The 18,306-nt window shown below is 69.3% G+C and carries 15 protein-coding genes; 7 read left to right on the top strand and 8 right to left on the bottom strand.

Annotation, left to right across the window (positions count from 1 at the left end; all coding sequences use genetic code 11):
• Positions 1-70: 70 nt before the first annotated feature.
• Entirely contained in the window at positions 71-697 is a 627-nt protein-coding gene (locus ACX9TP_RS17130) for a methyltransferase domain-containing protein (RefSeq protein WP_482980797.1), read from the top strand.
• Between the two features lie 62 nt (positions 698-759).
• Here ACX9TP_RS17130 and ACX9TP_RS17125 read toward each other — a convergent pair whose 3' ends face one another.
• Positions 760-1,857 (bottom strand): M35 family metalloendopeptidase, encoded by a 1,098-nt coding sequence (locus ACX9TP_RS17125; protein WP_482980796.1) that lies wholly within the window; start codon positions 1,855-1,857, stop codon positions 760-762.
• A gap of 330 nt (positions 1,858-2,187) precedes the next feature.
• Complete coding sequence (locus tag ACX9TP_RS17120; RefSeq protein WP_482980795.1) at positions 2,188-3,330, bottom strand: acyl-CoA dehydrogenase family protein; 1,143 nt, start codon at positions 3,328-3,330, stop codon at positions 2,188-2,190.
• Positions 3,331-3,628: 298 nt separating this feature from the next.
• Between ACX9TP_RS17120 and ACX9TP_RS17115 the strand changes: the two genes are divergently transcribed.
• From ACX9TP_RS17115 to ACX9TP_RS17100, 4 genes are all read left to right on the top strand, one after another.
• The gene (locus ACX9TP_RS17115) at positions 3,629-4,753 is read left to right on the top strand and encodes an efflux RND transporter periplasmic adaptor subunit (protein WP_482980794.1); all 1,125 of its coding nucleotides are present in this window, start codon (positions 3,629-3,631) and stop codon (positions 4,751-4,753) included.
• 39 nt (positions 4,754-4,792) lie between these two features.
• On the top strand, positions 4,793-7,942 hold the full coding sequence (locus ACX9TP_RS17110) for an efflux RND transporter permease subunit (RefSeq protein WP_482980793.1): 3,150 nt from the start codon (positions 4,793-4,795) through the stop codon (positions 7,940-7,942).
• On the top strand, positions 7,942-8,520 hold the full coding sequence (locus tag ACX9TP_RS17105) for a MarR family winged helix-turn-helix transcriptional regulator (RefSeq protein ID WP_482980792.1): 579 nt from the start codon (positions 7,942-7,944) through the stop codon (positions 8,518-8,520). Before ACX9TP_RS17110 ends, ACX9TP_RS17105 begins: the two co-directional genes overlap by 1 nt.
• Positions 8,521-8,789: 269 nt before the next feature.
• Positions 8,790-9,869 carry a hypothetical protein gene (locus tag ACX9TP_RS17100; RefSeq protein ID WP_482980791.1) on the top strand — a complete coding sequence of 360 codons (1,080 nt, stop codon included), beginning with the start codon at positions 8,790-8,792 and terminating at the stop codon, positions 9,867-9,869.
• Positions 9,870-9,880: 11 nt separating this feature from the next.
• On the opposite strand, the gene ACX9TP_RS17095 is transcribed toward ACX9TP_RS17100, so the two are convergent.
• The 4 genes from ACX9TP_RS17095 to ACX9TP_RS17080 all read right to left on the bottom strand — a co-directional run bounded on the left by ACX9TP_RS17095 (position 9,881) and on the right by ACX9TP_RS17080 (position 13,570).
• Positions 9,881-11,374: an SBBP repeat-containing protein gene (locus ACX9TP_RS17095; RefSeq protein ID WP_482980790.1), complete on the bottom strand. Its 1,494-nt coding sequence runs from the start codon at positions 11,372-11,374 to the stop codon at positions 9,881-9,883.
• Positions 11,375-11,514: 140 nt separating this feature from the next.
• Positions 11,515-12,687: a CaiB/BaiF CoA transferase family protein gene (locus ACX9TP_RS17090; protein ID WP_482980789.1), complete on the bottom strand. Its 1,173-nt coding sequence runs from the start codon at positions 12,685-12,687 to the stop codon at positions 11,515-11,517.
• A gap of 84 nt (positions 12,688-12,771) precedes the next feature.
• Complete coding sequence (locus ACX9TP_RS17085) at positions 12,772-13,098, bottom strand: SCP2 sterol-binding domain-containing protein (RefSeq protein WP_482980788.1); 327 nt, start codon at positions 13,096-13,098, stop codon at positions 12,772-12,774.
• A gap of 97 nt (positions 13,099-13,195) precedes the next feature.
• Entirely contained in the window at positions 13,196-13,570 is a 375-nt protein-coding gene (locus ACX9TP_RS17080) for a response regulator (RefSeq protein WP_163997229.1), read from the bottom strand.
• 210 nt (positions 13,571-13,780) lie between these two features.
• Between ACX9TP_RS17080 and ACX9TP_RS17075 the strand changes: the two genes are divergently transcribed.
• Together ACX9TP_RS17075 and tatA are read left to right on the top strand one after the other, a co-directional pair.
• Positions 13,781-14,782, top strand: a complete 1,002-nt coding sequence (locus ACX9TP_RS17075) for a sensor histidine kinase (protein ID WP_482982188.1) — start codon at positions 13,781-13,783, stop codon at positions 14,780-14,782.
• A 76-nt stretch (positions 14,783-14,858) separates the two neighbouring features.
• Positions 14,859-15,101: a twin-arginine translocase TatA/TatE family subunit gene (tatA, locus tag ACX9TP_RS17070; RefSeq protein WP_482980787.1), complete on the top strand. Its 243-nt coding sequence runs from the start codon at positions 14,859-14,861 to the stop codon at positions 15,099-15,101.
• 158 nt (positions 15,102-15,259) lie between these two features.
• Here the strand turns inward: tatA and ACX9TP_RS17065 are convergent, their stop codons facing one another.
• Both ACX9TP_RS17065 and ACX9TP_RS17060 read right to left on the bottom strand, forming a co-directional pair.
• Positions 15,260-17,131 carry an AMP-dependent synthetase/ligase gene (locus ACX9TP_RS17065; RefSeq protein ID WP_482980786.1) on the bottom strand — a complete coding sequence of 624 codons (1,872 nt, stop codon included), beginning with the start codon at positions 17,129-17,131 and terminating at the stop codon, positions 15,260-15,262.
• Between the two features lie 241 nt (positions 17,132-17,372).
• Positions 17,373-18,122, bottom strand: a complete 750-nt coding sequence (locus tag ACX9TP_RS17060; RefSeq protein ID WP_482980785.1) for a sigma-70 family RNA polymerase sigma factor — start codon at positions 18,120-18,122, stop codon at positions 17,373-17,375.
• Positions 18,123-18,306 lie beyond the last annotated feature (184 nt).

The raw sequence follows: 18,306 nt of genomic DNA, 5'->3' as shown, positions 1-18,306 counted from the left end.
TCCCGTTGCCGCATGTGCGCTTGGACCATGCCACGCACACCAACGCCCGGGGTACGGCTATCGTCGAGCCATGGCCGCGCCCGACCCCGAGGCCCTCCGAGCCGAAGTGCAGCGAGGGAAGCTCCGCGGCGGTGCGCTCATGGCGCTGCTGGAGTCGCTGCCACCCGCCGGGCGCGATGCCTGGGTGGAGCGCCTGCTGGGCCTCACCTCCGCGCCCGGCACGGTACCCACGGGACACGGGGAGCTCATCGGCCACCACACGAGCGGCGTGGGCGCCCTGCTCCAGCTCATCCGCGACGTGCCCATCCGCGCCACCGACGTCTTCGTCGACCTCGGCTCCGGGCTCGGCAAGGCCACGCTGCTGGTGCATCTGTTGACGGGGGCGACGTCGGTGGGACTGGAGCTCGAGCCCGCGCTGGTCGACGCCGCGAGACGGCGGGCCACCGAGCTCGACCTCACCGGTGTCTCCTACGTGCACGGAGACGCGCGGCAGTCCACGCCGGAAGGCACCGTCTACTACCTCTACCTGCCCTTCACGGGCGCGGCGCTCGACGCCGCCATGGCGCGTCTGGAAGAGGCCACCCGCGGGCGCGCGGTGCGGGTCTGCACGCTCGGGTTGGACCTGTCGCGCTGGCCCTGGCTGCGCGCTCGCGAGTCCTCCGACTTCTGGACGTGCATCTACGAGCGCGGGCCCTGAAGAAGCAAAGGGACGGGAGCGTCCTTCGCCCCCGTCCCCGTGAGTCACCGCGGGCCGTCAGCTCAGTTCAGGAACGGCGTGTTCTCCGCGAAGTACTCGTGGTTGTCGGCGTTATTCAGCGCGTTGGTCGGGTTGGAGATGGCCAGCGACTTCGCGCCGCTCTGGCCGTAGACGTGGTCGTCCGTGCCGGCCACCGCGTTGAAGTGGCTCATCTCGTGGATGAGCGTGCCGCCCTTGGAGTCGGTGCCCGTCATCGGCGCGGACCAGAAGGCCTTGCAGACGTAGATCTTGTACGGCTGCGCCGGGTAGACGTAGGCGTAGTAGGTCTTCTTGCAGCCGCAGTCGACGGTGACGGGCTTGGTGTCGAAGGCGTCCTTGATGGCCACGAAGTGCGTCTTCGCGGTGTTCCACCGGTCGGACGTGTACGCGCCGAACCAGGTGGTGTAGCGCGGCGTGCCCGAGCCCGTGCCCGCCAGGTACGTGTTCGCGTCGTTCGCCATGGTGCTGGCGGCGTTCAGCGCCTGGAGGACGGTGGACTGCTGCGTGGCGTCGCACTTGCTGTACGTCACCGCGCCCAGCGTCACCGTCCCACCCGGAGCCGCCGCGGCCTCGCGAGCGACGTTGGCGCGGCCCTCCACCCACACGTCCACGCTGTTGGAGGCGAACGCGGCCACCGAGCCGTGCGGCTGCGCGGCGTAGCTCACGCGGTAGTTGCCCGTGCGCGACAGGTCATAGAAGTCCGACAGCGCCACCGTGCGCGTCAGCGCCTCACCCGGGGCCAGCGTGAGGTAGTCGCCGTCCTGCGGGGCCGGGCGCTTGTAGTGCGGGCCCGTGAAGGCGACGGCCTGGCCGTCCACCGTGACGTCGAAGAGCGCCTCCTCCACGTCCTCCGCGGGGGTGGTCCACTTGAGAAGCCGCGCGGCGCGGGGCCCCTCGTTGCGCAGGGTGACGCTGACGAGGACGTCCTCGCGAGCACCGAGCGCCGCCTTCGGCACCGACAGGCTCACGGAGATGCTGCCGGCCTCGACGGCCTCGGGCGAGGCCACCTGCGCGTCGCCCGTGGGGGCCGAATCCTCGGGGGCCGCACACGCACCGAGGAGGGACGCGCCGACCAACCACCCGGCCAGCCAACGAGAGGAACCGCGGAGATGCTTGCTCATGGGGGGCTTCCTTGTGTGAGGAGGGGCCCGGTGGCGGCGGGGACGCAGCCGGGGTGGGCCGTCTAGAGCAAGCCTCGCGCCAGCGCCCCACCCGTGAGGGAACGCGGGTTTGGCGAACCTCGCGCGTCACACTGGTGCACCCTCGCACCACGCCGGTCGCAAAGGAACTTTGCAATCCCGCGGGCGCGGCGACGAATCCCCAGCAGTGCCGGACACTTGGGCGGAGCAGAAGGTGACCTGAAACAGGTCAACCCTCCGTCCCATGCCTGCAACAGCCCGGAAGCGAGCGGGAGCCATGCCCGGAGCACGGCCCCGGGTACATCACGGCCGTCAGAAGCCGTACAGCTTGGAGAGGATCTCCTTCATCACCTCGGAGGTACCGCCGCCGATGGTGATGAGGCGCACGTCCCGCCACATGCGGGCGATGGGCGTCTCCTCGATGTAGCCCATGCCGCCGAAGAACTGCTGGCAGTCGTAGGCCACGCGCTGGGCCAGGTCTCCGGCGAACAGCTTCGCCATGGAGATCTCCTTCACCGCGGGGACCTCCTTGCGGTCGAACGTGTCCACCGCGTGGTAGGTGAGCCGCTTCGCCGCTTCAATGGCCGTCAGGTGCTCCACGAACTTGTGGCGCCACACCTGGAACTTCAGCAGCGGCCGGCCGAACGCCTCACGCTCGGTGCCGTAGCGGATGGAGTCCTCCACCATGCGCTCCATGCCCGCCACCGTGGTGATGGCCCCCACCAGGCGCTCGCCCTGGAAGTTGGTCATGATGGAGTAGAAGCCCTCGTTCTCCTCGCCCAGCACGTAGCGGGCGGGGATGCGGCAGTCCTCGAAGTAGAGGATGGCCGTGTCCGAGGACAGGTTGCCCACCTTGTCCAGCTTCTTGGAGACGCCGAAGCCCTTCACGTCCGTGGGGAACGTCACCAGGGAGATGCCGCCGTAGCCCTCCCCGCCCGTGCGCACCGCCAGGGTGATGAAGTCCGCCCGCGTGCCGTTGGTGATCCACATCTTCGAGCCGTTGATGACGTAGTCATCCCCGTCCCGGCGCGCCGTCGTCTTGATGCTGGCCACGTCCGAGCCACAGCCCGGCTCGCTCACGCCCAGCGCGGCAATCTTCTCGCCCTTGAGCGCCGGCTCGAGGAACTCGCGCTTCTGCTCGTCCGTTCCAATCTCGTTGATGATGGGCGTGGCCATCTGGCTCTGCACCAGCAGCGCCATGTTGACGCCCGCGTTGTAGCTGCGCGCCAGCTCCTCCGCGAAGGCCGTCACGTACCAGTAGTCCAGCCCGCTGCCGCCGTACTTCGGGTCGTGGTTGATGCCCAGGAAGCCCAGCTCCCCGCACTTCTTGAACAGCTCCTTCGGGAAGATGCCCGCCCGGTCCCACTCCAGGCCGTGAGGCGTCATCTCCTTCTCGACGAAGGCTCGCACCGACTTGCGAAAGGCCTCGTGTTCCTCGGTGAACGGATTGGGCATGCTCGGTCCTCGAACCTGGCAGGGGGGAAAGGATTGATTCTTGAGTCAATAACAGGCGCTCCCGGGGGCCACAAGCGCCGGGAAGCCCGCCCCGGGGTGGGTTTTCCCTCGGAGAAGGCCTCCTTGACGTCCTGTGTCGTTTTCGCCTGCCTGCTCGCTTCCCGGGCGTTAATCACCCCCCGGTCGGAGATAGTCCGTGTTGCGGAGTATCTTCTTGACAGACAGTATAGGGCCTGTAGTTTCCGGGCCGCAGACTTTCCAATCGAGAAGCAGCCGGCGCGACCCTCTCCGAGGGCGGATGACGCGGGCTGGCAGGAGCAGGACGACCGTGATTCGACGCATGTGGATGGCCGCGGTGCTGGCGGCGGTGGTGACGACGGGCTGCGCCAAGGGCAATGACAAGCCGGCCCTTCCGGCAGAGCAGGGCCCCACGGCGCTGGGCGTGAAGGCCATTGCCCCGGCGACGGAGCTGAGCGCCAACGTCACCCGCGTGACGGGTCAGGTGCGCTCCAAGCAGGAGGCCACGCTGAGCGCGCAGGCCACCGGCACCCTCGCGAAGATGAACGTGAAGGTGGGCGACAAGGTGAAGAAGGGCCAGGTGCTGGCCGTCCTCGACACCTCGAACGTGGCCATCGGCGTGGAGCAGGCGCGCGCGGTGAAGGCCGCGGCGGACGCGGCGCTGCAGCTGGCCACGAGCAACCTGGAGCGCGTGCGCAAGGTGGCCGAGGGCGGTGGCGTGGCCGCCGCGAGCCTGGACCAGGCGGAGATTGGCCAGAAGCAGGCGGCCGCCCAGGCGGCCCAGGCCGGCGCGGCGCTGAAGATGGCCGAGGAGAACCTGCGGGACATGGCCATCATCGCCCCCTTCGACGGCATCATCACCGCGCGCTCGAAGAACATCGGCGACACGGTGGCGATGATGCCGCCCACGGCCATCTTCTCGCTGGTGGACACCACGGGCCTGGAGGTCCGCGCCCTGGTGCCCGAGTCCGTGGTGGACAAGGTGAAGCCCGGCAGCAAGACGCAGGGCACGGTGAGCCCCAGCGGCATGCGCTTCGACGTGCAGGTCGCCACGGTGGGCGCGGTGGTGGACACCACCAACCGCACCGTGGAGGTGCTGGCGGACGTGGTGGGCGAGACGGCCTCGCCGCTGCGCCCCGGCGCCCTGGTGGAGCTGGACTTCTCCTCCGTGGGTGAGGCCGACGACAAGGGCCTCTTCCTCCCCACCCAGGCCGTCAGCGCCAAGGGCCAGCAGGGCTTCGTGTGGGTGGTGCAGGACGGCACGGTGCGCAAGCGCGACGTGCGCGTCGAGCGCGTGCTGCCCGGTTACGTCCGTATCCTCCAGGGCCTGGGTGCCGACGAGCGCGTGCTCGCCGACTCCTCCCTGGACGTGAAGGAGGGCACGGCCGTTCGCGTGGTCCAGTGACGCCTGCCCTCCCCTCTTCGACTTCTTGGGAGCTCCTGAATGAGCCCGCTTAAGACTTTCATCACCCGCCCCATCTTCACCGCCATGCTGATGCTGGCGGTGGTGGTGTTCGGCATCAATGCCTACCCGCGCATCGGCGTGGACCAGTTCCCCGACGTGGACTTCCCCGTCGTCACCGTGACGACGGTGCTCCCGGGCGCTGACCCGGAGACCATCGAGAAGAACGTCAGCGACCCGCTGGAAGAGGCGCTCAACACGCTCAACGGCGTGGAGCAGCTGCGCTCCATCAACCTGGAGAGCGTGTCGCAGATCGTCGTCCGCTTCACCCTGGACACCAAGGTGGACGTGGCCGCGCAGGACGTGCGGGACCGCGTGCAGGCCACCCTGCGCAACCTCCCGGCGGAAATCGAGACGCCGGTGGTGGAGAAGTTCGACATCGGCGCGGCGCCCATCATGACGCTGTCCCTGTCCGGCCCGCTGCCCATCGAAACGCTGACCAAGACGGCCGAGGACGTGGTGAAGCCGGCGCTGCAGCGTCAGGCGGGCGTGGGCAGCATCGACGTGACGGGTGGCCGCGAGCGGGAAATCCAGCTCGTGGTGGACCCGGAGCGGCTGCGCGGCTTCGGGCTGGCCATCAGCGACGTGAGCCAGGCCGTGAAGGCGCAGAACCTGGACGTGCCGGGTGGCCGCACCATGGACAGCGGCCGCGAGCGCGTGGTGCGCCTCACCTCTGAAGTGAAGAGCGTGGAGGAGGTGCGCAACCTCATCATCGCCAGCCCCAACGGCGCGCCCGTGCGCGTGCGTGACGTGGCGGACGTGGTGGACGGCCCCGCGGAGGCGCGCTCGGGCGCGAAGTACGCGGACCGCAGCGCGGTGGCCATGGTGGTGCGCAAGCAGTCCGGCGCCAACACCGTGCAGGTGGCGGAGCTCGTGAAGGAGTCGCTGGGCGAGCTCAACAGCAAGCTGCCCGAGGGCGTCAAGGTGGAGCTGGTGACGGACAACGCGAAGTTCATCCGTTCGTCCATCGCCGCGGTGCAGTTCGACCTGGTGCTCGGCGGTATCCTCGCGGTCATCATCGTGCTGGTGTTCCTGCGCAACGTGAACTCCACGCTGGTGGCGGCGATTGCGCTCCCGGTGTCGGTGGTGGGCACGTTCGCCGTCATGGCGGCGCTGGGCTTCACCTTCAACATCATCACGATGCTGGCGCTGACCTTGTCCATCGGTCTGCTCATCGACGACGCCATCGTGGTCATCGAAAACATCGTCCGCCACCTGGAAGAGGGCAAGACGCCCATGCAGGCGGCGCTGGAGGGGGCCGGTCAGATTGCCCTGGCGGTGCTCGCGGTGACGCTGGCCATCGTCGCGGTGTTCATCCCCGTGGCCTTCATGGACGGGACGATGGGCATGTTCTTCTACCAGTTCGGTGTCACTGTGGCCGTGGCGGTGATGATCTCCTACGCCGTGTCCATGACGCTGACGCCCATGCTGTCGTCGCGCATGCTGCGCCACCACGGCGCGCCCACGGGCGTGTCCGCGATGGTGGAGAAGGTGCTGGTGGCCACGGAGAACGGCTACCGCAAGGTGCTGGCGGCCATCCTCCGGCGCCGGGCGCTGACGCTGGTGGTGGCGGTGGGCGTGCTCTTCGCGACGTTCGGCATGGCGCGCTTCCTGAAGTTCACCTTCATCCCCGAGCAGGACAACGGCAACATCAAGCTGGCGGTGGAGCTGCCCATCGGCTCGACGCTGCAGGAGACGCAGACGGAGCTGGACCTGCTGTCCGCGCAGGTCCGCGCGCTGCCCGGCATCGCCTCCACCTTCTCCACCGTCGGCGGTGGCGTGCAGGAGGAGGTCCACAAGGGTGAAATCATCATCAACCTGGTGCCCCTGAAGGAGCGCGGCTTCGGGCAGGGCGAGCTGAAGACGTACCTGCGAAAGGTCATCCACCCGCGCTCGGGCGTCTCTGCCACGGTGCAGGACATCTCCCCGGTGGCCGGTGGCGGCAACCGCACGCAGGCGGTGCAGTTCAACCTGCGCGGCGACAACTGGCAGGAGCTGGTGACGTCCGCGGAGAAGGTGCGCCAGGAGATGCTGAAGAACCCGGGCCTGGTGGACGTGGACCTCACGTACCGCTCCGGCAAGCCGCAGTACGACGTCGAGGTGGACCGCGAGCGCGCGGCCGCCCTGGGCGTGCCGGCGGCGTCGCTGGGCGCCACGCTGCGCGCCTTCCTGGGCCGCGACAAGTTCGCGGACTACCGCGAGGGCGGCGACACGTACGAGGTGAAGCTGCGGCTGCCGGAGGAGACGCTGGCCTCCGCGGACGCGCTGGGCAAGCTCACCGTGCGCGCGCCGAGCGGGCAGCTGGTGGAGCTGCGCAACCTGGCGAAGATCACCGCGGCGGACGGCCCGGTGCAGATCGACCGCGAGTCGCAGAAGCGGCAGATCACCCTGCTGGCCAACCTGAACAGCGGCTACGCGCTGAGCGATGCCATCACCTTCCTCAACACCTACGCGGCCAAGGAGCTGCCCAAGACGGTCATCTACGACTTCGAGGGCAACGCGAAGGAGATGGGCAAGTCGGTGGCGGCGTTCGGCTCGGCGCTGCTCTTGGGAATCATCCTCATCTACATGATTCTGGCGGCGCAGTTCGAGAGCCTCATCCACCCCTTCACCATCATGATGTCGCTGCCCTTCGCGCTCATCGGCGCCATTGGCGCGCTGCTGCTCACCGGGCAGGCCATGTCGATGTTCGCCCTCATCGGCATCATCATGCTCATGGGTCTGGTGGTGAAGAACGGCATCCTCCTGGTGGACTTCACCCTGCAGCTGCGCGAGCAGGGGAAGACGGCCACCGAGGCGCTGCTGGAGGCCGCGCCGGTCCGTCTGCGGCCCATCCTGATGACCACCATCGCGATGATCGCCGGCATGGTGCCGGTGGCCGTGGCGCGCGGCGACGGCGCGGAGACGCGCTCGCCCATGGCCATCACCATCATCGGCGGCCTCATCACCTCCACGTTCCTCACGCTGGGCGTGGTGCCGGTGGTGTACTCGCTGATGGAGCAGCTCATGGACAAGTTCAAGCGCCGCCGTGGGCCGGGCCTGGCCACGGGCACGGGCACGCCGCACGCGGTGAGCCCGCATGGTGAGTCCCAGCCGGGGGTCGCCGCGGCGGCCCGGGTGGAGACCGCCTGATGCGGCGGCCGGATGACAAGCCGGCCCTGCGCGTGAAGCCGCTCGCCCTCACGGGCGAGCCGGAGCATGACCTCGGTGAGGAGGGAGGCCTGTCGGACGAGGGCCTTCCTCCCGAGGTGGACGTCGACGCGTCCACCGAGGAGTCCCGCCGGCTGCATGAGCTCATCATCCAGCTCGGGCGGTACCGCTCACTGAGAGACCCGCTCCACGGCATCTGCGAGAACCACCAGCTCACTCCCACGCAGATCCACGCGCTGATGTGGCTGGGAAACGACGGCCCGACGAACGTGGGCGTGCTCGCGCAGCGCATCGGCATCACCAAGAAGACGATTACGGGCGTGGTGGACCGGCTGGAGCACATGAACCTGGTGGAGCGCGCCAGGGATGCCGAGGACCGACGCGCCGTCGTCGCGCGGCTCACCGAGAAGGGTGAGGCGCTGTATCACCAGATCAACCGCAGCGTGGACCAGGGGCTCCGGCGCGTGCTGGAGCTGCTGGAGCCCGAAGACCAGGCGTCCCTGTTCGGGCTGCTGGAGCGGGTGCTGCAACGGCTCGCCAGCCGCGCGCAGGCGATGTGAGAGAGTGAGGGCGCGCGTCGGGGGGACTTCCCGCTCGACGCGCGCACCGCTTCCCGTCGCGCATGCGCCCTCCCGTTCTCCTCGTCACAGGACTCCTTGCGCTGGGGGCGCCCGCTTCCGGCGCGCCCGCGGAGCCGGGGGCGAAGCTCGCATCCGAGGGTGAGGGCAGCGCGAAGGTGGCTGGGGTCCGAGCCCCCGCCGCTGCTCAGGCGCCCGTGCCCTCCGAACGGGAGGCCCGTGCATCGCGCGGCTCGCAAGTCCTTCCGAGCGTGTCGGCGGGTACGGCCGCCCCGGTGACGCCTCCACCCTCCCCTGCCGCGCCGTCGCTGCTGGCAACACGCTGTCGGGCGTGGGCCGCCGACCCACGCAACCCCTGGGCGCTGGCCCATGGCATGGTGCTGGACGGGCGCGACTTCCGCACGATGGGCGGACGGCCCGCTGCGAACGTGGTGGTGGCGGACTTCCTTCGCCGGGCACCCCGTGCTTCCGCATTGCCACCAGACCTCTTCTTCGACGCGTACACCGCGGACGGCACGCCGGTGGAGCCCCACCCCGCCCTCCAGGTGAAGACGCTGCTGCTGGCCGGGTACCCGCTGTCCCAGCGCTTCGAGGCGTCGTGGGGCCCGGTGACGCTCCGCGAGCTGGTGGAGGACCTGAAGCGCGACTTCCGCCCCGCGCTGGCGTCGTCCCCGGATGGCGCCTGGGCGCTGGATGCGCTGTCCCAGGTGCTGAAGCCGGGGGCCACCTTCCGCGACGGCACCGGCGCCACCGTGCGCTTCGACGCGGTGATGGAGACCGCGCTCACCACGCTGGAGTCGGCCCACGCCGAGCTGTCCGCGGGCCTGAAGGCCGGCCGCGCCGAGGTGCCCAAGCGGGGCCAGGGCATCTACGCGCACCCGTGCGGCGGGCTGCACTTCTTCCAGGCGGTGACCGGCTGGGCCCGCCACCCGGCCGTGCGCAAGGCGTGGCGCAAGCGGCTGGACGCGCAGGTGGACGTGCTGCTGTACCGGCTGGACTCGGAGACGCGGCAGTACGAGACGGCCCTTGCATCGGCGCCCGCGTACCGGCTCCCGCTGCTCGTGCAGATGCTGAAGTTCCACGGGCACCTGCTGGAGACGCTCGGGCGCTACCGGGACGACACGGGCTGGCGGCCCACGGCGGCGCAGCTCCAGACGGTGGAGCGCGCTCGCACGTACCTGGAGGGCACCGTGCGCAGGCTGGAGGCGCTGGACGCCTTCAACGCGCTGCCGGCCATTGCCGCACGGGAGCGCCAGCTCGCGCTGGACCTCGTGGGAGACACCTGCCACGCCGCGCACGGTGAGTCGCTGTGGAGCGGGGCGCGCCCATGAGGCCCCTGCACTCAGAAACCGCAGCCCCCCGGCTCCAGCCTTCCGAGCCAGGCGTCCCTCCGTCCCTGGCTCTGGGCTCCGAAGTTGCCGAGTGTGTCACCGGCCACGTACAGCTCCCCCGCGGGGTCCAGGGAGATGGAGTTGATGCCGCTCTCGAAGGGCGCGTCGATGACCAGGTTCCAGCCGGGAGCACCGCTGGCGTCGAAGTGGGCGATGGCGCCCTGGAGCAGGTTGGAGGGAAGCAACCGGCGGCCCACGACGATGGCCCCGCCCGAGGCGTCCAATGCCAGGTCCAGCGGCACGCTGACGCCCCGGGCCTCGAGTGATGTGCTCCACGACACCGTGCCGTCCGGTGCGTACTTCATCAAGACGGGGTCCGTGAGCGCCGTCGGCGACGCGCGGTGGAAGGCCACCAGGATGTTTCCGGAGGCATCGACCGCGAGGGCCCCCTCCGCGTACGCCAGGTACACGGGGAGCTCCTCCGTCCACACGACATCGCCGGTGGCGGCATCGAGCTTCCTGAGGAACACGGTGCCGGTCCCCCGGACTCCACGCACGTAGACCCCGCCCGCGGTGTCCACGGCGACGTCGCGGTAGAAGTCGGGCTCGAACGTCTGGGTCTTCCGAAGCCAGAGCGGGTTGCCGTTCGAATCGTACCTGGCGACCCACCCCTCGCTGTTCGTGTGCGAGCCGTCCGGATTGGCGCCCCCCAGGTCGCCCCGGGTGTTTCCGGTCAGATAGATGTTGCCCGCGCCATCCGTCGCCATCCCCGTCAGCGGGTCGATGTCCGGGTCGTTCCCGCCAAACGTCACGGTCCACGCCCGGCTGCCCACGGGCGTGTAGCGCCGGATTTCGTACCGCCGCGTGGCCTGGAAGACACGAGCCGCGACCACGAGGTATCCCTGGGAGTCGAGCTCCAGCCATCCCCCCGTCGTCGTCTCAATGGGGTCCGCCCAGCGGAGCACCCCATCCGCGTCGAAGCGCATCACGTAGGAGTCCGTGTCCTGGTAGGCGAACGCGAAGAGGTCTCCGTTCGCGCCACGCTTCAGCGACCAGGCACTGTCTCCCTGGGCCGTGCCGAACTGGCGAATCCACCTCGCGCCACAGGGTCCAACGACGAGGTTGATGCGATAGGTGGGCACACCGAACAGCGGCGGTCTTGGGGACGGGCTCGAGGTCACCTCCAGCGCGTGGGCGCCAATCGGCGCATCGGGAGCGACCTGCACCGTGAGCCGCGCCTGGTTCCCCGTCACGGGATTCGGCTGCAGCGTGGCCGTGTAGTGAGGAGCACTGGCCGGCGACAGCCCCAGGGTGACGGCCCCCTGATGGCGAATCCGGTCGACGTGGACGTCGAACTCCGCGGTCTCCCCTGCCTCGACGGTCTGCTCCTGGGGCCTGACGGTGAGGGTGAGCGCGGCGCAGGACGCTCCCGCGAGCGCGGCGCCCATCGTGAGGACGGTGCGCGCGAGCAGCGCCCACCTGCCACGATGCCCCCCCTCGTCCATGCACGGCCCCCCCGCCTCGTCCGGCGGGGTGAGCATCACCCCGCGACGCGCGCCAACGTGGGCAGGCGCGGCCTGTCGCACCAGCCGTTCCCCGGGGTGTGACAGGTGTTGAGCCCCGGAGGCTCTCCTGGGTCCCGCGCTCAGTGCCCCAGGCGCTTGAGCTCCTCGTCGGTGAAGCCGGCCTGCGCCAGCACCTCCCGCGAGTGCTGTCCCAGCGCGGGCGGCGCGCGCAGCGGCGTGTCCCCCATGCGCAGCGGCGTCAGCAGATGCGTCACCTTGCGGCCCAGCGTCGCGTCCTCCGCCTCCACGAAGAGGCCCCGCGCGCGCAGCTGCGCGTCGCTCAGCACGTCGTCCCCTTCCGCCACCGCCTCGATGCACAAATCCGAGCCCGCGAAGCGCTCCTGCCAGTACGCCAGCGGGTGCTCCGCGAAAATCCGCGTCAGCTCCGCCTTCACGCGCGCCCCCGCCTCGCCCGGCGCATACGCGTCCTCCATCAAGTCCATCCGCTCCAGTCGCTGGCACACGCCCGAGAAGAACTTGGGCTCCAGCGCCCCCACCGCCAGCCACCGGTCATCCGCCGTGCGGTACAGCCCGTAGCAGGCGTAGCCGCCGTTGAGGGCCTCCGTCCCGCGCTGCAGCGGCCCGGCCTCCGCCCCCATGAAGAGCCGCGACGCCAGGTGCATGTGCAGGAAGGCCACCGCCCCGTCCGTCATCGACACGTCCACCATGCGCCCCCTGCCGGTGCGCTCGCGCTCGTGCAGCGCCGCGAGGATGCCCACCAGCGCGAAGAGGCTCCCTCCGCCGATGTCGCCCATCTGCACGCCCGGGAAGGCCGGCGCTCCGCCCGCCTCGCCGCCGTACCCGAGCAGCCCCGCGCGCGCCACGTAGTTCAAGTCATGCCCCGCCTTCAGCCGGTCCGGCCCCGTCTGCCCGTAGCCGGAGATGGCGCAGTAGATGAGGCGCGGGTTCTCCGCCCGCAGCACCGCCTCGCCCACGCCCAGCTTGTCCATGACGCCGGGGCGGAAGCTCTCCACCAGCACGTCGTAGTGGCGCACCAGCCGCTTCAGCGCCTCGCGCCCCTCGGGCGTCTTGAGGTTGAGCGTCACCGAGCGCTTGTTGCGGTTGAGGCCGTAGAACAGCCCGCTCACGTCGTCGCGCACGGGCGGCATCTGCCGGACGTAGTCGCCGCCGTCCGGCTCCTCCAGCTTGTCCACGGTGGCCCCCAGGTCCGCCAGCACCAGCGTGGCGTAGGGCCCGGGCAACAGGCGCGACAAATCCAGCACGCGCAGGCCGGTGAGCGGAAGCGACGACATGGGCACTCCTTCAACGGGTGGAAACGACAGCGGCGCGGCCTCCCGCAGGAGGTCGCGCCGCACGAGCCGGAAGGCTCTGATTCGCTACGCCAGCAGCTTGGCCAGCTTCATCGCGAGGCCCATGTCCATGGGCTTGAACTTCAGCTTGCCCTGCATGGCGGCCATCTGCGCGTTGAGCTTCTTCTCGCGGATCTTCACGAAGTCCTCGTTGCTCACCGCAACGGTCATCTTCGGCGTGCCCTCGGCACCCTTGGAGACCCAGTTGTCCGGCTTCGTCAGGTCCACCGTCCACTTGCCGCCACCTTCGCCAGAGATGTCGAAGTGGATGACGGCGTTGATCTCCTTGGCCAGCTCCGGCTTCTGCTTGAGGACGTTGGGGATTTCGGTCTCGATAATGTCCTGCGCGGTCACGGCTCGCTCCTTGGCCTGGTCGTTGATTGCTGAATCAAGACGGGGGGACCGTAATGGCGCCCCCGTAGGCAGGTCAAGACAACCGATGCGCCAACCGTCAGGCGCTGGTGGACGCGGCGGTGGGGTTCAGCGAGCGGCGGACCATGTCCAGCAGGTCGTTCAGCTCGAAGGGCTTGGCCAGGTGCCCCACCGCGCCAATGTCCGCGGCCTTGCTGCCCACGTTGCGGTCCGCGCTCAGGACGATGATGGGGACGTCGGCCACCGCGGGGCGCTGGCGCATCCGCTGGGCGAACTCCCAGCCGTCCATCACCGGCATCATCAAGTCCAGCAGGATGAGGTGGGGGGGCTCGGGCTCGAGCCGCTCCAGGGCCTCCTTGCCGTTGCGGGCACGACGAATCTCGAAACCCTCGGCCTCCAGAATCTCGGAGAGCGCTTCGAGGATGTCCGGGTCGTCGTCGACGACCAGGACCACCGGGGCGCCAGCATGTTGTGCGTTGTGCGGGGTCAGAGCAGTCTCCCTGGGTGCGTCGCCGGGATTCTTCCACCATGCCTGCGTCCGGCGGCGCAAGAAAGTGCGCCAGTCCTTCCAACCTGCGGCGCACGTTGCAAAACCGACAGTGGCTGTCCACCCTTTCCGTGACCTGCTGGACTGGAGGCGGAAAACGTGGCGAGCCCAAGGGAGATGGGAGCAGGCGGTACCCCGGCAGCCCCCGGACTCGTCCTCCTCCCCCGCCAGGGGAGCCCACGCCTGCTCGGCCGCATGCTCCTCGAGCACCTGGGCCTGGGGGAGCTGCCCCCCGCCGTGACGTCCCTGAGCGCGCTGCTCGGCGCCGCCGGCTTCCGGCCCCGCTCCGCGGACCGGAGCGTCTGGGAGCGGGACGGCCACGCGGTGCTCGCGGGCGAGGAGGCCCTGGAGGACGGGGCGAGGCTCCTGTGGACCTTCCCGGTGCGCTGGGACGAGGAGTCCGCCCGTCAGCACGTGAAGTACCTGGGCCTGGCGTCGCATGACCTGCGCGGCTCGCTGGCCAACATCCGCTCCTACGCGGCCCTGCTGCTCAACGGGCGCTCGCCGCTGGAGCCGAAGGTGAAGCGCGGCCTGGAGACGATTCTCCGCAACGCGGACCGCTCGCTGTCCTTCGCGCAGGACTTCTTCGACGCCAGCCGCGCGGACCTGGGCCTGCTCCCCTGTGAGCCGGAGCGCCAGTCGCTGCTGCCCCTGCTGGACGCGGCGGTGGAGCGCCAGCGCGCGGCGGCCACGGCGGCCAACGTGGCCCTGGTCCTGGACGTGGATCCGGTGACGGGCCTGCCGGACGTGGCCGTGGACGGAGCCCGCATCCAGCACGCGGTGGAGTCCTTCATCCAGTACCAGCTGGCGCGCGCCCAGGCCGGCGAGGTCATCCACCTGCGCGTGCGCCCCGCTCCACCCCAGGTGCGGGTGGAGGTGCGCCGCGACGGAGCCCCCCTGTCCGACGAGGATGCCTCGGCCGTCTTCCTGCGCGAGGAGCGCGCCTTCCGCGAGAAGAAGCTGGAGGACCCGCTGCGCATCTCCCTCGCCCGGCAGGAGGTGGAGGCCCACGGCGGCGGCGTGGGCGTGGAGACGGACCGCGCAGGAAGTACCCTCTTCCTCACACTCTTCCTCGCCCCCCAGGCCGAGCTTGGTCCTCCGGCGAGCATGCAGGTGTAGGCGCCGCTCCGGCTTTGCTGGCGGATGGTGACGCCCACCGGTATGCTCCGGCGCGTTTACGCGAAGGAGCCGTCCGATGCTCGGGCTGAAGCCTATGGAATTGATGCTGATCCTTTTCGTGCTGCTGCTCCTGTTCGGAGCGACGCGGCTGCCGGCGCTCGGCTCCTCCCTGGGGAGTGCCATCCGCAACTTCAAGAAGGGCTTCGGCGGCGAGGGCGAAGAGGCCAGCCCCGGCCAGAAGGCGCCCGGCTCGCTCGCCACCGGCGGCGGCGTGGACAAGGACGTCTCCAAGACGCAGTCGCCCAGCCACCACGCCTGAAGTCTCGCGGGGCCCCGCCTTCGCGGGCCCTGAAGCACCGACGCCCGAGCCACCCCGCCTTCGCGAGGTGATTCGGGCGTCGTCGTTTCCGGCCACATGGCCCTGCCCTCCACGGCCCGGCCCCGCCAGGGGGTGCCGGGCCGCGAGGCGGCAGGACGTCAGTCCACGACGGCGGTGCCTTCGTACATGGCGTCAATCTGCGCCTTGTACTTGGTGTTGCAGACCTTGCGCTTCACGCTGAGCTTGGGCGTCAGCTCCCCCGTCTCCTGGGAGAAGTCCGCCTCCAGCACCGAGAAGCGCTTGATGGTGGAGTACGGCGGCATCTCCGCGTTGACGGCGTCCATGGCGGCCTTCACCGCGGCATGGACCTCCGGACGCTTCGCGTTCTCCGCGTAGGTGCCCACCGGGGCGCCCTTGTCCTGGAGCAGCTTGCGCGCGCCCTCCTCGGACACGGTGATGAGCGTCACCAGGTACGGGCGCTTGTCGCCGTACACCATCGCCTGGCTGATGATGGCGTGCGTCTTGAGCTGGTTCTCGATGTTCTGCGGCGCCACATTCTTGCCGCCCGCGGTGACGATGATGTCCTTCTTGCGGTCGGTGATGCGCAGGTAGTTGTCCGCGTCCAGCTCGCCGATGTCACCGGTGTGGAACCAGCCCTCGGGGTTGATGGCCTCGGCGGTGGCGGCGGGGTTCTTGTAGTAGCCCTTCATGACGCCGGGGCCGCGGATGAGGATTTCCCCGTCGGAGGCAATCTTCAGCTCGGTGCCCGGCATGGGGGCGCCCACGGTGCCAATCTTGATCTTGTTCTCGCGGTTGACGGTGGTGCCCGCGGACGTCTCCGTCAGGCCGTAGCCCTCCAGCACCTTGAGGCCCAGCAGGTCGAAGAAGTAGCCAATCTTCGAGGACAGGGGCGCGCCGCCGGAGATGAACAGGCGCATGTTGCCGCCCAGCTTCTCGCTGATGGCGGCCCGCACCTTGGCGAACACCAGCTTCTTCGCCAGCGAGAAGGCCAGGGTGTCGTACTGGCGGCCCTGCTTGCGCGCCTCCACGTACTCGTCGAAGAGCTTGAAGGCCCAGCGGAACAGCCGGCCCTTGAGGCCCGGCGCCGAGGAGCCGTTGGAGACGACGTTGTTGTAGACCTTCTCGAAGACGCGCGGCACCGAGGGCAGCACGGTGGGCTTCGTCTCCACCAGGTTGGCGAGCAGCTTGTCCACCGACTCGGCGATGATGAGGCGGTAGCCCATGCTCAGCCACGCGGCCTTCACCACCTGGGCGAACACGTGCGCCAGCGGCAGGAAGAGCATGACCGAGTCGCTGGGCTCCATCATGCCCACCGACTGGGAGGCCTTCGCCTCGTAGAACCAGTTGTTGTGGGTGAGGATGACGCCCTTGGGCTCGCCCGTGGTGCCGGACGTGTAGATGAGCGAGTTGGTGTCGTCCAGGCGGATGCCGGACACGCGCGTGTCGAAGGCGTCGGGGCGCGCCTGGATGGCCTCGCGGCCCTGCTTCATCAGGTCCGCCAGCGACATCTCCACGCCGCCCGCGACGGCGCCGTCGAAGAGCACCACCCGCTTCAGCGACGGCATGTCCGCCAGCTTCTGACGGATGCGCGTGAGGCGGCCCGCCTGCTTCGCGTCCTTCTCATCATTGTCGATGAAGAGGAACGACGTCTCCGAGTGGTTGATGATGTAGCGACACTCGTCCGGGGTGTTGGACGAATAGATGGGGACGGTGATGGCCTGCGCCGCGCTGATGGCCAGGTCACAGATGATCCACTGGAGGCTGGTGTTGCCGAAGAGGGCCACCCGGTCCCCGGGCTGGACACCCTGGGCCACCAGGGCCTCGGAGAGCGTCTTCACCTCCTCAAGAATCTGCGCCCACGTCACGTCCTGCCAGCGCCCGTCCCTCTTGTGCGTGACGCCCACCTTGGAGGCGTTGCGCGCATTCTGGACGAGCAGCTGGACGAGGTTCCCGTCTTGCGACCCCCCGGCCGCGGGAGCCGGAGCTGCCATCTGATTCTCTGCTCTCACTTGAGCTCCTCCTCGAAATCCGCTTCGGCCTGACTGGCCCAATCGTGCGCGCGTCTTCCCTCGCACAACACAAGGAAAATCAAGCGCATGGCGGGTGGGTTTAGCACGCACGGTTGCTTGCAGGCAAACCAACCTGCCAGGGGCGGCGCGCAAAAAAACAAGAGCGGGGCCGGCCGGGGAAGCGTCCCCGTCCAGTCCCGCTCGCCTGAGGCATCTCCCCGGCTGGGGAGGCCGCCCGGACTCACGCCGCGTCGGCGGAGGCCAGGTCGTCCACGTGCTCCTCGTTCTCGTTGAACGCGGAGAGGTAGCGCTCGAGGAAGTTCTTCGTCTTGAGCTCCACCTGGCGCACGCGCTCGCGCGACACGCCCCAGCGCTGGCCCAGCTCCTCCAGGGTGAGCGGCTTGTCCTGGGTGAGCCGCTCCGTGAGGATGTCCCAGCCCAGGTCGCCAATGCGCTTGCGGACCTTGGAGAGGGCCTCCTGGATTTCCGTGTCCTGCTCGCGCGACAGGTACACCTGCTGCGGAGAGGGGCCGCCGTCCTCGATGCGGTCGAGGAAGGTGGTCTCCCCCTCCTCGTCGATGGTGGCGTCCAGGGAGAAGTCCACCATGCTGCCGCGCTCGGCCTCACCGCCGCGCACCTGGCTGCGGTTGTCCTTCAGATACCGGGTGATGTAGGCGCGAATCCACCACACCGCATAGGTGGCGAAGCGCACGTTCTTCTTCGGGTCGAAGTGCTCAATCGCCTTCATGAGGCCGACGTTGCCCTCCTGGATGAGGTCATCCAGGCGCGCGCCGCGGTTGGCGAACTTCTTCGCCACGGCGACCACGAAGGCCAGGTTGGAGCTGGCGAGCGTCTGTCGCGCGGACTCGTCTCCCTTTCGGGCGCGCCCAGCCAGCTCGTACTCCTGCTCGCGAGTCAGCTGCTGGTGCCCGCCGAGGTTGCGCAGGTAGTGCGACAGGCCCTCGGCCGCGTACTTCGTCGTGTTGGCCATGATTTCCCGTCCTCCGTTCGATGCCGGACGCGCTCGCCCCCGCCGCTCCGCGTCCACCTGTTACTCAGACGCGCAACGAACGAAAGGGTTTCTCATTCCACCTCAGAGGGACTTTTCAGGCGCCCTCCCGAGTCACAAGGCCGTCAATGCCCCCTGCTTCCCGGCACTTGGAAGGTAAGGGGCA

The sequence above is a fragment of the Pyxidicoccus sp. M15 genome (genome assembly GCF_056858435.1).
Note: the sequence above shows the minus strand (reverse complement) of the source record. Positions and strands in the feature narration are given on the sequence as shown.

Excerpts from the sequence above, each read along its gene's own strand:
- ACX9TP_RS17130 (WP_482980797.1), top strand. The coding sequence starts at position 71 with ATGGCCGCGCCCGACCCCGAGGCCCTCCGAGCCGAAGTGCAGCGAGGG.
- ACX9TP_RS17125 (WP_482980796.1), bottom strand. The coding sequence starts at position 1,857 with ATGAGCAAGCATCTCCGCGGTTCCTCTCGTTGGCTGGCCGGGTGGTTG.
- ACX9TP_RS17120 (WP_482980795.1), bottom strand. The coding sequence starts at position 3,330 with ATGCCCAATCCGTTCACCGAGGAACACGAGGCCTTTCGCAAGTCGGTG.
- ACX9TP_RS17115 (WP_482980794.1), top strand. The coding sequence starts at position 3,629 with ATGACGCGGGCTGGCAGGAGCAGGACGACCGTGATTCGACGCATGTGG.
- ACX9TP_RS17110 (WP_482980793.1), top strand. The coding sequence starts at position 4,793 with ATGAGCCCGCTTAAGACTTTCATCACCCGCCCCATCTTCACCGCCATG.
- ACX9TP_RS17105 (WP_482980792.1), top strand. The coding sequence starts at position 7,942 with ATGCGGCGGCCGGATGACAAGCCGGCCCTGCGCGTGAAGCCGCTCGCC.
- ACX9TP_RS17095 (WP_482980790.1), bottom strand. The coding sequence starts at position 11,374 with ATGGACGAGGGGGGGCATCGTGGCAGGTGGGCGCTGCTCGCGCGCACC.
- ACX9TP_RS17090 (WP_482980789.1), bottom strand. The coding sequence starts at position 12,687 with ATGTCGTCGCTTCCGCTCACCGGCCTGCGCGTGCTGGATTTGTCGCGC.
- ACX9TP_RS17075 (WP_482982188.1), top strand. The coding sequence starts at position 13,781 with ATGGGAGCAGGCGGTACCCCGGCAGCCCCCGGACTCGTCCTCCTCCCC.
- tatA (WP_482980787.1), top strand. The coding sequence starts at position 14,859 with ATGCTCGGGCTGAAGCCTATGGAATTGATGCTGATCCTTTTCGTGCTG.
- ACX9TP_RS17060 (WP_482980785.1), bottom strand. The coding sequence starts at position 18,122 with ATGGCCAACACGACGAAGTACGCGGCCGAGGGCCTGTCGCACTACCTG.